This window comes from Salinimonas sediminis, from assembly GCF_003429285.1.
GTDB classification, from domain to species: domain Bacteria; phylum Pseudomonadota; class Gammaproteobacteria; order Enterobacterales; family Alteromonadaceae; genus Alteromonas; species Alteromonas indica.
In genome coordinates, this window is record NZ_CP031769.1 from 4,363,825 (window position 1) to 4,376,698 (window position 12,874).

A 12,874-nucleotide genomic window follows, 5' to 3' on the forward strand; every position below is an offset into this window, starting at 1 on the left:
GACTCACACCCTGACACCCTAAACCAAAAAGTCGTTAAATGTGGGTGTTTATTTTTCAGTCTTTGCTACACTAACCAAATACCCACACCTGCTTTCGTGCTTAACTCAGTTGTCACTATCTATATGAAAATCCATTCTTTTCTTAGCGGCGTTACTGCCTTATTGCTGTTAATTTGCGTAAACACGACCCCTGCAATGGCGCAGGATAAGCCGAATTATGCTTATATGGGGCTTGAGCCAGACATTGTGACCAATTTTGTTGGCCCTTCCGCTAAAAAGCTTGGCTTTGTACGGGTTACGGTTGAGCTGATGATAGGGGATGCTGACCAGTTGGAAATAGCTGAACACCATATGCCGTTGTTACGGGCCACCGCCATTGAAATATTTGGCCAGCAACCAGAAGAAAAAGTACGCTCAATGACCGGCCGGGAAGATATCCGGCTGGCCATATTAAAAGCGTTACAAACGCATATGAAGGAAGAAACGGGCGCAGAGGTCATCAAAAACGTTATTTTCACTAAGTATTTGTACAATACCTAAGCAACGTGCTGATGACGCCGGCTGCCTAACGCCATAATGGCAGCCAAGGCGCAGCCGCTTATAAGGCCCACGGTATGGGCAGTATTGGCCATGTTTACCCATAGCACGTCGGTGTAGCCCAGTACCAACCATACCAGCATAAAGCCTACAATAGAGTTAGACAGCCCCAACCCCCACTGTGGCCGTAGCCAGCCTAACCACCATACAAAACCCAGTACGGCGTACACCACACCAGATAACCCACCAAAGCTTGGCCCGCTCACCAGAAGTTGACCAATGTTGGAAGCCACCGCAGATACAATAAATACCAGCAACAACACAAATATGCCTAAGGTTCGCTCTATTTGCGCCCCTAACATCGACCACCACAACAGATTAAAAATAAAATGCAGCGCACTAAAGTGTAAAAACACCGGCCCTACCAATCGCCACCACTGATGGTTTGCCGCCAGGGTGGATAATGGTTGCATGGTCAGGGAATAATACAGCTCAGGGAATAAGCCCAGCAAAGACAGTGCATAACTTACGCTACACAATAGCAATACCACGGTGGTAAATGGCGCCTGTTTGGCGCGATGTAACAAGGTGGCTGCAGAGCGCCCGGAGCTGGCTGGCATGGTTACCTGCTCACCGGTTTGCCAGGCCGCCTGCTGATATCGCGGATGGTTAGGTTGTTGTAAAAAGGCATCGCATATGGCTTTGACCTCTTCAATGTTATTCAAATCCTGCAAGCAAACCTGATAGGCCTTGCTATCGGCAGTAGTAGCATCGCCATTCTTATCAGGGCCTTGTACCACCGCAGGATGGCCTTGGCTGGTAAGGTAATTGGCCAGTAAATGCGCATAACTATGATGGCGGATAGTCAGTATTGGATGCGCCACGTTTAGTCTGTCACTACAGGTTGGGCTAACTTCCAGGCTTCAAACCCGCCATCCATGCTAAAGACGGTATCAAACCCCTGGCTCACAATAACTTGCGCCGCCCGTTGGCTGCTAATGCCGTGATAGCATACCACCACCACCGGCTGGTGCTTGGGGGTAGTTTGCAAAAAGGTGGCAAAATTGTCGTTCGACAAATGTACCGCCTTGGGCATATGGCCCAAGGCAAATGATTGCGGGTCGCGAATATCGACCACGGTGTAAGCCGATGTATCATCGGCCACTTCCTGCACACTAATGTGCTTAAATTCAGACATATTGACTACCAGTTTAAAATAACTTTACCTGACTTGCCTGAGCCCATTTGTTCGAACCCCTGCTGGAAGTCATCAATATCATATTGGTGTGTAATGATAGGAGACAGATCCAGGCCGCTTTGTAGCAAACTGGCCATCTTGTACCAGGTCTCGAACATTTCACGGCCATAGATGCCTTTAATTACTAACCCTTTAAAGATAACCTGATTCCAGTTTATCGCCACATCGGAAGGGGGAATGCCTAACATCGCCACTTTGCCGCCATGGTTCATATTGTCCAACATGTCACGAAAAGCCGCGGGTACACCCGACATCTCCAGCCCGACATCGAAGCCTTCTGACATGCCCAGCTCGTGCATAACCTCTTTTAACGACTCTTTGCTCACATCCACAGCGCGGGTAGCGCCCATTTTCTTGGCAAGGGCTAATCGGTATGGGTTGATATCGGTAATAACCACATGGCGTGCGCCCACATGGTGGGCTACCGCAGCAGCCATAATACCAATTGGGCCAGCGCCGGTAATCAGTACATCTTCCCCGACCAGGTCAAACGACAATGCGGTATGCACAGCATTTCCGAAAGGGTCGAAAATGGCGGCCAGTTCATCGCTGATATTATGGGGAATTTTAAACGCATTAAATGCCGGTATTACTAAATACTCAGCAAATGCGCCAGGGCGATTTACCCCCACCCCGGTAGTGTTACGGCATAAGTGGCGACGCCCTGCCCGGCAATTACGGCAATGACCACAAGTTATATGACCTTCACCGGAGACTCTGTCACCAATTTCAAAGCCTCTGACTTCCTGGCCCAGTTCAACCACTTCACCTACGTATTCATGCCCTACTACCATAGGCACTGGAATGGTGTTTTGTGACCACTCATCCCAATTATAAATATGCATATCGGTACCGCAAATTGCGGTTTTGCGAATTTTAATCAGTAAGTCGTTATGGCCGACTTCTGGCTTTGGTGTGTCTTGTAACCAGATGCCTTTCTCTGCTTTCGCTTTGACCAGTGACTTCATTTAATGATCCCCATTTCGCGGCCAACTTCGATAAACGCATCCACAGCTTTATCAACGTGCTCAATGGTATGGCCAGCAGACATTTGAGTCCGGATACGGGCTTCACCTTTGGGTACTACCGGATAAGAAAAGCCAATCACATAAATGCCTTTTTCCAGTAATTTATCGGCCATGTCACTGGCTACTTTTGCATCACCTAGCATAACCGGGATAATGGCGTGGTCTTTACCTGCCAGGGTAAAACCTGCCTCTTCCATGCGGCGGCGAAAATGGGCGACATTTTTCCATAATTGCTCGCGCAAACCGCGGCCCTCAGCCATCATATCAAACACTTTCAAAGAGGCGGCCACAATGGGCGGCGCCACTGAGTTAGAAAACAAATAAGGCCGTGAACGCTGGCGTAACCATTCTACAATTTCTTTTTTAGCCGCCGTATAGCCGCCGGAGGCCCCCCCTAATGCTTTGCCCAATGTACCGGTGATAATGTCCACCCGGTCCAGCACGCCGCAGTATTCATGGCTGCCTTTGCCGTTCTCACCCAGAAAGCCGGTAGCGTGACAATCATCTACCATGACCAATGCATCGTACTGGTCTGCCAGGTCGCAAATACCTTTCAGGTTGGCGATAACCCCATCCATCGAGAACACCCCGTCCGTAGCAATCACTTTGAACCGTGCGCCATCGGCGTCCGCCTGCTTCAGCTGATCTTCAAGCGACTCCATATCATTGTTGGCATAACGGTAGCGCTTAGCTTTACATAATCTCACACCGTCTATAATGCTGGCGTGGTTTAATGCATCAGAAATAATGGCATCTTCGGGGCCCAGCAGGGTTTCAAACAGCCCTCCGTTGGCGTCAAAACAAGAGGGATATAATATAGTATCTTCGGTACCCAGAAAGGCACTGATTTTGGCTTCCAGCTGCTTATGAATATCTTGAGTGCCACAAATAAAGCGCACAGATGCCATACCAAAGCCGTGCTCGTCCAGGCCTGTTTTGGCGGCATCAATTAACTCACTATGATTGGCCAGCCCCAGATAGTTATTTGCGCAAAAATTAATAACCTGCTCATCGCTACCTACATTAATGTCGGCCTGTTGAGAGGAGGTAATAATGCGTTCTTTTTTGTACAGGCCATCTTCTTTGACCTGGTCGATTTGGGCTTGTAGATGTGCGGTGAATGCGTCAGACATAGAGTCTCCGAAACCAGCTAAAAGGATTATTTTAAAGAATACATCGGGCGCGGTATACCATTTGACGGATTACCGGCCCAAGCGGTTAGTTGCGCTGTAAATTTATCGGCACACCTAATAGGCAGGTGTACTCGTATCTTCTAGTTTCCATACACCTGCATCCAATGATTTGTTCAACTGGTCCCAGAGTTTATTCTGCGGGATGGGAGGGCTAAACAGATAGCCTTGCCCCTGATGACAGCCAAACTGGTCGAGCATATTGTATTGCGCCATGGTTTCAATCCCCTCTGCCACCACCGTCAGGCCCATACCCCGTACCATTGAGACTGTTGATGCCACGATACTGCGATCATCATCGCTTTCCAGCATTCCAGACACAAACGAGCGGTCGATTTTGATAAAATCAGCCGGCAAGGCCTTCAGATAGCCTAACGACGAATAACCGGTGCCAAAGTCATCAATGGCAATCATACAGCCCATACTACGAATGGTTTCCAGGGTTGCCGAGGCCCGGCTTATATCAGCAACCAAGGCGGTTTCCGTTAACTCCAGCTCAATCAGGGCGGGCGGTAGCGAAAACTTGTCTAACTGACGGGCAATAAACTCAGGTAATGCCGGGTCCAGAAAATGCGCGGCGGAGATATTAATGGCCATTTTGACCTCATCATAACCCCGTTCGCGTAGCTCGCTTAATAAACTCAGGGCCTTTTCCACCACCCAGTAGTCAATAGTCATCATCAACGAGGTGTTTTCCAGTAAAGGAATAAACTCGGCAGGTGAAATATTCCCTTTTTCTGGATGATGCCAGCGCAGCAGGGCTTCAAACCCAACCAGGCGTCGGGTTTCCAACGACAGTTGCGGCTGCAGGGCTAAGCTGAACTGCCCATCATTAAGCCCAATACGCGCTTCTTTTTCTAGTTCAACCCGCCGCATTACACGCTGGTTCATGGTTCCGTCAAACTTGCAGTAGGCTGAGCCTTGTTCCGCTTTGGCCTCGTACATCGCAATGTCAGCATGGCGCAGCAGCTCCATGGCTGTAATTTCACCTTCGTTACAAAAGGCCAGGCCAATGCTTATCGACACATAAAACTGGTGGTTATCAAACTGGATGGGGGCTTCAAATGCCGCGATTAAACGGGTGGCAACCACTTCCACCTGGTCGATGGTATTCAGCCCGGGCAGCAGGATGACAAACTCGTCCCCCCCAAAGCGAGCAGCAATGTCGCTGTCGCGTAACGGCTCGCTAATACGGGAAGCCGCCGCCTGAATTAATTTATCGCCTACGTCGTGGCCATGGCTATCGTTAATACGTTTAAAGTCATCTAAGTCCAGAAACAACAAACCTAAAGGTAAATCCGCGCGTGAGGCCAGGGAAATCTCTTTTTCCATCTGGAACATCAGCATGTTTCGGTTGGGCAAGCCGGTAAGCACATCAAACATCGCCATGTTTTCCAGTTGCGCGGTCGTCAGCGCAATTTTGCTGTCGATGGTTTCCAGCTCGCGAGCCAGGTTACTGGCGGCGTCTTCCAGTACATCCAGCTCGTCAGTCAGGCGTTTTTGCTTTAAGGGTCTGGACCGGCTGGCGCTGCGGCTAAAATCATCATAACGATGCTCTGCCAGCAAGGGCAAACGCCGGCTCAAGGCCATTAACCGGGCGCGATACTGATTTAAAATCAGGTATAACAATATGGCAAATACCGCCACCAGCGCCACGGCACTACCAACCACCCAGTTTTGATACGCGCTGGCTGAACGCACCTGCTCGGTGATGTCGCGGGCAAACAGTATGTAGCTGTCAGGTAAGCGGCCATCCAATACCGGTAATAAGCTCACCAGTAGCAAGCGGCCTTCATATACTACCCGGCTCCCCTGCGTGGTTAAATTATCAATTGCGGTATTGGCCGGCAGACCTTGAATAATAGCAGTCACCGCCCGTTTGTTAGCCACTGACAAGCGGCTAATCACCTCCATGGAGGCCGCATTATCGGTGCCCCGGGCAATTGCAATACGCCCGACATCAGCCGAACGCGACAACAGGGCCAGTAGCTCCTGCATGCCAGTGGCAAAAATCATAACCGCGGGCTGTTCGTTCTGGGTCATAACCGGCGAGGCTATATAGCGACGGCATAAATGGGCGCAGGAGGTCACCATTTGCGGGCGCAATGTTTGCAGAGCCTGCGTACGCATGTCACTGACAAAACCAGGCATTGCCTGCGGGTCACCATAAATCAGTGTTTCTGTACTATCAAAAAGCCATACATTGTCTATTTGCAGGCTGACATCCATCGAACTACGCGCCCCTTCAATAGCCCCTTGTAAGGTTTCAACAGAAGCCGGCGCCCCGCTTTTTTCCTGAGTGAAGGTTTCGGTCCAGAGTAAAATACGGTCGGTAAGCAGCGTATTGAGCAACGCGTAGCGGCGCATATTCTGCTGCTGAACTACCTGATGCTGCGTATCGATAGCCGTATTAGACTGCCGAATAAGCAAGGAGCTGATAACCGCGGTAATACACGCCATCATCAGTAGTAACAGCAGCATCACTTTGGTAAGAAAAGATAACTTTACCTGCATATAACCTTAGAACCAGTACATTAGCTGCACTGACCACATGCGCCAGTGCTTTTCTGTCATTGTTACGCTTTGCGGCAGAATAAGGCTGGTGGCCCGGGCCGCTCCGTTTACCCAGTGATGTTCACCCTGCAAGCGCCAGTTAGGGGCGATATCCCATCGTATACCCACGGCTACCGTGTCTTCGTAGCCGTAATAGGCGGGGATCAGCCCGGCGCTGGCCCGGTTCAGGCCGACGCCATCGGGATCGTCTCTATCAAGGGTGTAAGTATCAAAGCTAAGTAGGGAACTAATTTTGGGCGTAAATAGATAACGGGCCTGCACATAGCCGCCTTCTCCTACCCGCTTGTTGGTAAAGTCCGGCGCATAGGCACCAGTGTCGGTGCGATGTTCCTGCACCAGCTCAGCACTAAATTCCCATTGCTCGGTAAAATAAACAGCTGACAACATAAGCCGGGTAATACTGCTTTTGCCGTCGAAAAATATATCGGTTGGCGCCGCCTGGTAATCAAAGTCAGATTTGAGCCAACTGGCGCCTATCCGCCAGTTAAGCGATGGCGGCTGATAATACACACTGGCCTGATGCACAAAATCCTGATCAGCATCCCCTTGGGCTTCGGGGCCCAAAAAAGCACCGGTTTCGCCCTGGTTTAAGGGCGACTTACCATAGCTCCAGTTCAGCTCCCATGACCCACTCTCATCGCTACGGGTGGACTGCATTAAAATGCCGTCGCTTCCCAGGGCAATATCGCGAAATCCATCAAAATAAACCGACTGGGGTAATATGGCTGTGGCGCGTGTTTGCGGCACATCGCGGGTAGCTGAATATAGCCAGTGGCGGTTTTTAAAGCGCCCCAGATGTAAATGGGTATCCCACTGCCATAGCCGGGGCAAATGCCAGTCTACAAACAAGTAATCTACCCGGCCGCCCGACTCATAACGATTACCGCCATCCAGATAATTAGCCTGGCCCACCAGTGCAATTGCCGGGTTAATTTGCCAGCGGGCATTTACTCCCAGCTCGGTTAAATTAAGGGTAGTATCGTTATTATCAGTAATAAAGTTACTGTCTATCGATTGGGTAATACCTTGAGAAACATAGCCGTGCCAACTGAAAGTACCAGCCTGTACCGCCGGAGTCAGGGCGCAAAAAGAGATAAATAACAGCCGTTTCATAACGGGTTAACCTTGTTGTCTTGCTGGTCTTCCAAAAAAGTGTCGGTAGCATAACCCACCGCGCCGGGCGTTTGATTGACAGCGTTAATCAGTGCTTGTGAAGAATCTACGATATGAGGAGGATCGCCCTGACCTGAATACGTTATCTGGTTCCAGATTCGCTCAAGCTGATAGGGAAACATTTGTAGTAACTGGCGACAAAAACGTTGGTGCTCCAGCGTATCTGTGTTCAATACAAATACGTGAATTTTAGAGCCGTCTTCCCAATGTTGCTGGCGCGCCGTGAAAATTTGTCGCGCCTGGGTCTGGGTCAGGCTTTGGGTAGGTACGCTTGGATGGAAAATAAATTGCAAGCGCGCCTCACTGGCGTCAGTGCGGGTAGCGTATAGCACAAGCAGCACCACTACCACTGGCAGTAATACGCTGAGCCAACTATTACCACCAGATATCCTTTCTGTTAAGGCCACCCGGTATTTCTCCCTGGTCTTGCTCGTTTCAAGCATCAATAAGTTTAAGTGTAGTTATATTAGTGAATTTCGCCCCCTCTATATCGGCGGCATGCGCTATAACTCAAATAAGGCGGGCTACCTTTTCCCATACCATAGGTACGCTGATACGTTGCATCAGGTCACTTCCTTTAGCCCGGGTCCCCCAGGGTAGCTGGTCCCACGCTTTACCTTTTTGTTCTTCGATAACTTCGTCGTACACCGAGACGACATTATCCAGATTATTTACCGGCCCGGTACGGCGTGGGTTGGAATGGGCATACAGCCCGACTACAGGGGTGCCCATAGCAGCGGCAATATGGGTCGGGCCGGTATCCGGCGCGATGACCAGTGTAGCCTGCTGTAACAACGCCGCCATTTGGTGCAAAGAGGTGCTACCCACAAAATCATACAGCGGTACGCTACTACTATGCTTAATGTCGCTGGCCAGTTGTCGATCCAACTTACCTGGCCCGCCACACAGCACCACGGCAATACCCTGTGCGACAAGTTGCTGAGCGACTTGAGCGTAGCGTGGTGCCAGCCAGTTACGTTCGGCTTTACTGGCCGCGGCGCTGATCACCGCAAACTTACCTAGTTTTTTAGCCTGCTTCAGGGCCCACTCAGTGGCGGGCTCTTCCAACGGAATATCCCAGCTAAGGGGAGCTTGGGGTACGCCCAGTTGGTCTGCAAAATCCATAAAACCGGTAAGCACATGCGCGTGCTGGCGCGCAGCGATACGTTCGTTGGTAAACCACCAGTGCAACTCTTTGCTGCGGGCCCAGTCAAACCCGATCCGGCGGCGGGCACGTATCGCCTTAGAAGCCAGGTTTGCCCGTAACGCAACCTGCATCATAAGCAGCGCGTCAAACTTTTCGCTAGCCAGCGTTTGCTTTAGTTTTTTCACTGCCGCCTGTTTCTCTTTTTTATCAAAGATAACAAAGCGTACATTCGGCATAAGCCGCACCAGTTGGTATTCTATTTTACCAATAACCCAGGTTATTTCCGCGTCAGGCCATTGGGTACGGATTCGCGTTACCATCGCCGCAGCGTGACATACATCACCAATGGCGGAAAGTCTGACCAGACAGATTTTTTTACCCAATTAAATTGCCTCCCGGGGGTGCGTCACTACAAAAAGCGATTACAATGACAAATTTACCATAAGTTAACCTGTTCATGACCATAAAGCACCAGAAAATAAGTATGGGCCACCATACATTAGTTAACACTCACTTTTTTGATAGTGTAGACCCAATGGTATTTTCTGCTGAATATTGGCGTGCAAAAAACGCAGTTATTGGCCAGGCAAAAGGCCGCGGCACAACCTTGTTTGTACAAAATAGCGACACCGATTGCTGGGTTCTTCGCCATTACCGACGAGGCGGCATGGCGGCTAAGCTGCTCAGTGACCAGTTTTTCTATGAAGGCTTACGTCGCACCCGCCCGTTTATGGAGTTAAACCTGTTGCATTATATGCAGCAAGCCGGCTTGAATGTGCCCACCCCTATTGCTGCGCAGGTATGCCGGCGGGGTTTAATTTATCGAGCAGACCTACTGACGGTAAGGATTCCCCATGCCCGCGACATGCACCATGTTCTGACTCACCAGAGTCTATCGCCGGCGGTGTGGCAAGCGGTTGGCGCTGCCGTACGCAAAATGCATGATGCCCAGGTTTATCACCACGATTTGAATATCCGCAATATCATGCTGGATAGCCATGAAACCGTCTGGATCATCGATTATGACCGTTGTTACCGGCGCCAGGGAGATAGCTGGAAACAGCAAAATCTGGCTCGCTTACAGCGTTCATTGTTAAAAGAGCAGGCGAAGGCCGGCGATACTGCTTTTCACTGGTCTGGCGCGGATACCGAGGCCATGCTGCGCGGTTATGGGAAAGTGTAGGCGCGGTTTGCCCTGAAGGCGAGGTTTTAAGATAATTGCATCGTAACGAAATACTCGGTAGTGTGCAGCTAACTCCTTTAATTGTGATGAAAAGTCATGCATACCAGAGCCATTTATCCAGGCACCTTCGATCCTATTACCAACGGGCATGCAGATCTGATTGAGCGCGCCTCCCAGATGTTTTCTCATGTTATTGTGGCGATAGCCTCTAACCCAAGCAAGCAGCCGCTATTTAGTCTGGAAGAACGGGTACGTCTGATACAAACCGTGACCAAAGATTTAGACAACGTGGAAGTGCAAGGTTTTACCGGATTGTTGGCCGATTTTGCCGATGAGCAGCACGCTACAATATTGATTCGAGGCTTACGCGCCGTATCTGATTTTGAATATGAGTTTCAGCTGGCTAATATGAACCGGCGGTTAAACCCAAAGCTGGAAAGTGTGTTTTTAACCCCGGCAGAAGAGAATTCATTTATCTCTTCTACACTGGTTAAAGAAGTGGCTTTGCATCGCGGGCGGGTAAATGGTTTTTGTCATCCTGAGGTGGAAAAAGCCCTGGCGCAACGCTTGCACAATCCCGAGCAAAATAATAAGCCAGCTTAACGCTGGCACTGTGGGCAGTAAAAGGTATTGCGCTGCCCGATTACCACACTTTTTATCGTCCCGTCACAGCGTTCGCATGTATCGCCTGCGCGGCCATACACCCGCAGATGCTGTTTAAAGTAGCCGGGGTTACCGTCTGATTGCGTAAAATCTTTTAAGGTAGTGCCGCCCTGCTCAATCGCTTTAGCAAGTACCTCGCGAATAGCCTGGCTTAACTTCACATAACGCTTTTCGCTAACCTTACCTGCTGCGCGCCGCGGATCGATACCCGCCATAAATAAAGCTTCATTGGCATAGATATTCCCTACGCCCACTACATTCGCGTTATCCATGATAAAGTTTTTCACCGCCCCGGCACGCCCGCGAGACAAACTGTACAGCCTGCTATCGTCAAAGGCATCGGTAAGCGGTTCGGGGCCAAGATTGCTCAGTAAAACGCTCTGTTCACCTTGTGACAGCCATAAACAGGCGCCAAAGCGCCTGGCATCGTTTAGCCGCAAACATTTTCCACTTTCCAGCACAATGTCGATATGGTCATGTTTTATCGGGGCCAGGGCAGCATCAACCACGCGTAATTTACCCGACATACCCAAATGCAGCACGATGGTGCCCTTGTCCAGCTCTATAAGCAGATACTTGGCCCGCCTGTTCACCTGGCGCACGCGTTGGCCGCACGCCTGTTGAATTTGTTCTGGCACCGGCCAGCGCAGCTTAGGCTGGCGTACAATAACCTTACTGATAATCTGATTGGTCAGCCAGGGCGCAATACCCCGTCGGCTCACCTCTACTTCTGGAAGTTCAGGCATGTGGTTTTCCTGCATTAGATCGCTTTTAAGCCTGCATTGCACGCCTTATGTTAAGCCTGCATTGTACGGCTTATGTTAAGCCTGTAGTGTACGGCTTACTTTAAGGCTGCGTCGAACGGCTTGTTCCAAGGCAATAGTTGGGGCAGCGTGGTGTCTTTCAAGACAAACCATTGGTTATTCACCTGAACATAGGTATGAGTTGGGCCAGGATGAAATGCATAGACCAGACCATCGGACTTGCCGGCCAGCCACAGGATAACAATGTAGGCCTGTCCATTAGCTATAGTCGCCGGCACCCTGTCGGTAGGAGCAAGATAGCCGCGCTGCCATGCGCTAAACTGCGCTTCAGGCGAGGTATCTATAGGCGACTCAAGTTGTGATTGCCGCCACACTTGCCCCACCCGCTCCAGCCGGTAATGGTCTTGTTCAATACGCAGTAGGTATTCGTGTTCAGGCACTAAAGGCTGGTCTTGCGGGCTACCGGTGGTGGGCAAAAACGAGTCCAGATTAAACAATAAAATCATGAACAGCATGGCAAAAATCACCACATTGTTCATAGCTCTGGAAGAAAAGCGACTTTTTGCCATAGTTACTGAAGCCTTTAACTATAAAGACCAACCCAATGCCAGCCTGACGAAGCCATAATATAGCATACGCCATAACGCAAAAAACCCGGCAATAGCCGGGTTTTCGTGGAGACAAAAGCAAGTTTTATTACTTGATTTTGGCCTCTTTGAACATAACGTGCTTACGCACTACGGGATCAAACTTTTTGATCTCCATTTTGCCAGGCATATTACGTTTGTTCTTATCAGTGGTGTAGAAAAATCCAGTACCTGCTGATGAAACTAATTTGATTTTATCACGCATTTTCAGGCTTCCTTAGATCTTTTCACCGCGAGCACGGATGTCAGTCAATACTGAATCGATGCCGCGCTTGTCGATAATACGCATGCCTTTAGCAGACAAACGCAATTTAACGAAACGGTTTTCGCTCTCTACCCAGAAACGGTGAGAGTGAAGGTTTGGTAAGAAGCGACGACGGGTCGCGTTTCTTGCGTGCGAACGGTTATTTCCAACCGTAGGACGCTTACCTGTTACTTGACATACTTTTGACATGTATTTGTCTCCAGAACAACGATAACTGTCGCGCCAATCGATCCCACCACTCACTAGTCACTGGGTCAAATGACGTATTATACTATAAATAAGAGGGCGCATTTTATACAGCAAAGCTATCCAAAATACAAGGCAAACAGCAAAAAATCTGGCTCATGCCCCCATAAAACGCAGATCCCTTTCAGATCCAGGCGGCGGATTCTACCCTAACATTCGCCTACAGTAAAAGATCTGTTGGTGTTTTTACGCACAATGA

At 49.8% G+C, this 12,874-nt stretch carries 15 protein-coding genes; 3 read left to right on the forward strand and 12 right to left on the reverse strand.

The window, feature by feature from the left end; translation table 11 throughout:
- Positions 1-195: 195 nt before the first annotated feature.
- Positions 196-540 carry a flagellar basal body-associated protein FliL gene (locus D0Y50_RS19065; RefSeq protein ID WP_232366534.1) on the forward strand — a complete coding sequence of 115 codons (345 nt, stop codon included), beginning with the start codon at positions 196-198 and terminating at the stop codon, positions 538-540.
- On the opposite strand, the gene glpG is transcribed toward D0Y50_RS19065, so the two are convergent.
- The 8 genes from glpG to D0Y50_RS19105 all read right to left on the reverse strand — a co-directional run bounded on the left by glpG (position 537) and on the right by D0Y50_RS19105 (position 9,290).
- Positions 537-1,421, reverse strand: coding sequence for a rhomboid family intramembrane serine protease GlpG (gene glpG, locus D0Y50_RS19070; RefSeq protein ID WP_108569003.1), 885 nt, complete (start codon positions 1,419-1,421; stop codon positions 537-539). The two genes, D0Y50_RS19065 and glpG, sit on opposite strands and share 4 nt — an antisense overlap.
- A gap of 2 nt (positions 1,422-1,423) precedes the next feature.
- Entirely contained in the window at positions 1,424-1,735 is a 312-nt protein-coding gene (glpE, locus tag D0Y50_RS19075; RefSeq protein ID WP_108569004.1) for a thiosulfate sulfurtransferase GlpE, read from the reverse strand.
- A gap of 5 nt (positions 1,736-1,740) precedes the next feature.
- On the reverse strand, positions 1,741-2,763 hold the full coding sequence (gene tdh / locus D0Y50_RS19080; RefSeq protein WP_117318514.1) for an L-threonine 3-dehydrogenase: 1,023 nt from the start codon (positions 2,761-2,763) through the stop codon (positions 1,741-1,743).
- On the reverse strand, positions 2,760-3,956 hold the full coding sequence (locus tag D0Y50_RS19085; protein WP_117318516.1) for a glycine C-acetyltransferase: 1,197 nt from the start codon (positions 3,954-3,956) through the stop codon (positions 2,760-2,762). Before D0Y50_RS19085 ends, tdh begins: the two co-directional genes overlap by 4 nt.
- A gap of 114 nt (positions 3,957-4,070) precedes the next feature.
- The gene (locus tag D0Y50_RS19090) at positions 4,071-6,527 is read right to left on the reverse strand and encodes a putative bifunctional diguanylate cyclase/phosphodiesterase (RefSeq protein ID WP_108569007.1); all 2,457 of its coding nucleotides are present in this window, start codon (positions 6,525-6,527) and stop codon (positions 4,071-4,073) included.
- A 6-nt stretch (positions 6,528-6,533) separates the two neighbouring features.
- Positions 6,534-7,700 (reverse strand): hypothetical protein, encoded by a 1,167-nt coding sequence (locus D0Y50_RS19095; protein ID WP_117318518.1) that lies wholly within the window; start codon positions 7,698-7,700, stop codon positions 6,534-6,536.
- Positions 7,697-8,167 carry a type 2 periplasmic-binding domain-containing protein gene (locus D0Y50_RS19100; protein ID WP_232366343.1) on the reverse strand — a complete coding sequence of 157 codons (471 nt, stop codon included), beginning with the start codon at positions 8,165-8,167 and terminating at the stop codon, positions 7,697-7,699. The genes D0Y50_RS19095 and D0Y50_RS19100 overlap by 4 nt, the downstream gene beginning before the upstream one ends.
- Before the next feature lie 103 nt (positions 8,168-8,270).
- Entirely contained in the window at positions 8,271-9,290 is a 1,020-nt protein-coding gene (locus D0Y50_RS19105) for a glycosyltransferase family 9 protein (protein ID WP_232366345.1), read from the reverse strand.
- A gap of 74 nt (positions 9,291-9,364) precedes the next feature.
- On the opposite strand from D0Y50_RS19105, the gene D0Y50_RS19110 reads away from it, so the two are divergent.
- A complete protein-coding gene (locus tag D0Y50_RS19110; protein ID WP_117318520.1) occupies positions 9,365-10,090 on the forward strand; it encodes a 3-deoxy-D-manno-octulosonic acid kinase in 726 nt (241 codons plus the stop codon).
- A gap of 96 nt (positions 10,091-10,186) precedes the next feature.
- A complete protein-coding gene (gene coaD / locus D0Y50_RS19115) occupies positions 10,187-10,693 on the forward strand; it encodes a pantetheine-phosphate adenylyltransferase (RefSeq protein WP_108569010.1) in 507 nt (168 codons plus the stop codon).
- Here the strand turns inward: coaD and mutM are convergent.
- The 4 genes from mutM to rpmB all read right to left on the reverse strand — a co-directional run bounded on the left by mutM (position 10,690) and on the right by rpmB (position 12,618).
- On the reverse strand, positions 10,690-11,499 hold the full coding sequence (gene mutM / locus D0Y50_RS19120) for a bifunctional DNA-formamidopyrimidine glycosylase/DNA-(apurinic or apyrimidinic site) lyase (RefSeq protein ID WP_117318522.1): 810 nt from the start codon (positions 11,497-11,499) through the stop codon (positions 10,690-10,692). The genes coaD and mutM overlap by 4 nt on opposite strands.
- A 95-nt stretch (positions 11,500-11,594) precedes the next feature.
- The gene (locus tag D0Y50_RS19125; RefSeq protein ID WP_117318524.1) at positions 11,595-12,086 is read right to left on the reverse strand and encodes a hypothetical protein; all 492 of its coding nucleotides are present in this window, start codon (positions 12,084-12,086) and stop codon (positions 11,595-11,597) included.
- Positions 12,087-12,213: 127 nt separating this feature from the next.
- Positions 12,214-12,369: a 50S ribosomal protein L33 gene (gene rpmG, locus D0Y50_RS19130; protein WP_013786148.1), complete on the reverse strand. Its 156-nt coding sequence runs from the start codon at positions 12,367-12,369 to the stop codon at positions 12,214-12,216.
- Between the two features lie 12 nt (positions 12,370-12,381).
- Positions 12,382-12,618 (reverse strand): 50S ribosomal protein L28, encoded by a 237-nt coding sequence (gene rpmB / locus D0Y50_RS19135; RefSeq protein ID WP_108569013.1) that lies wholly within the window; start codon positions 12,616-12,618, stop codon positions 12,382-12,384.
- Between the last annotated feature and the right edge of the window lie 256 nt (positions 12,619-12,874).

Bases quoted from the DNA above. Each gene is read 5' to 3' on its own strand.
- D0Y50_RS19125 (WP_117318524.1), bottom strand. From the start codon at position 12,086: ATGGCAAAAAGTCGCTTTTCTTCCAGAGCTATGAACAATGTGGTGATT.
- rpmB (WP_108569013.1), bottom strand. From the start codon at position 12,618: ATGTCAAAAGTATGTCAAGTAACAGGTAAGCGTCCTACGGTTGGAAAT.
- tdh (WP_117318514.1), bottom strand. From the start codon at position 2,763: ATGAAGTCACTGGTCAAAGCGAAAGCAGAGAAAGGCATCTGGTTACAA.
- D0Y50_RS19065 (WP_232366534.1), top strand. From the start codon at position 196: ATGGCGCAGGATAAGCCGAATTATGCTTATATGGGGCTTGAGCCAGAC.
- rpmG (WP_013786148.1), bottom strand. From the start codon at position 12,369: ATGCGTGATAAAATCAAATTAGTTTCATCAGCAGGTACTGGATTTTTC.
- D0Y50_RS19090 (WP_108569007.1), bottom strand. From the start codon at position 6,527: ATGCAGGTAAAGTTATCTTTTCTTACCAAAGTGATGCTGCTGTTACTA.
- mutM (WP_117318522.1), bottom strand. From the start codon at position 11,499: ATGCCTGAACTTCCAGAAGTAGAGGTGAGCCGACGGGGTATTGCGCCC.
- D0Y50_RS19095 (WP_117318518.1), bottom strand. From the start codon at position 7,700: ATGAAACGGCTGTTATTTATCTCTTTTTGCGCCCTGACTCCGGCGGTA.
- coaD (WP_108569010.1), top strand. From the start codon at position 10,187: ATGCATACCAGAGCCATTTATCCAGGCACCTTCGATCCTATTACCAAC.
- D0Y50_RS19110 (WP_117318520.1), top strand. From the start codon at position 9,365: ATGACCATAAAGCACCAGAAAATAAGTATGGGCCACCATACATTAGTT.
- glpE (WP_108569004.1), bottom strand. From the start codon at position 1,735: ATGTCTGAATTTAAGCACATTAGTGTGCAGGAAGTGGCCGATGATACA.
- D0Y50_RS19085 (WP_117318516.1), bottom strand. From the start codon at position 3,956: ATGTCTGACGCATTCACCGCACATCTACAAGCCCAAATCGACCAGGTC.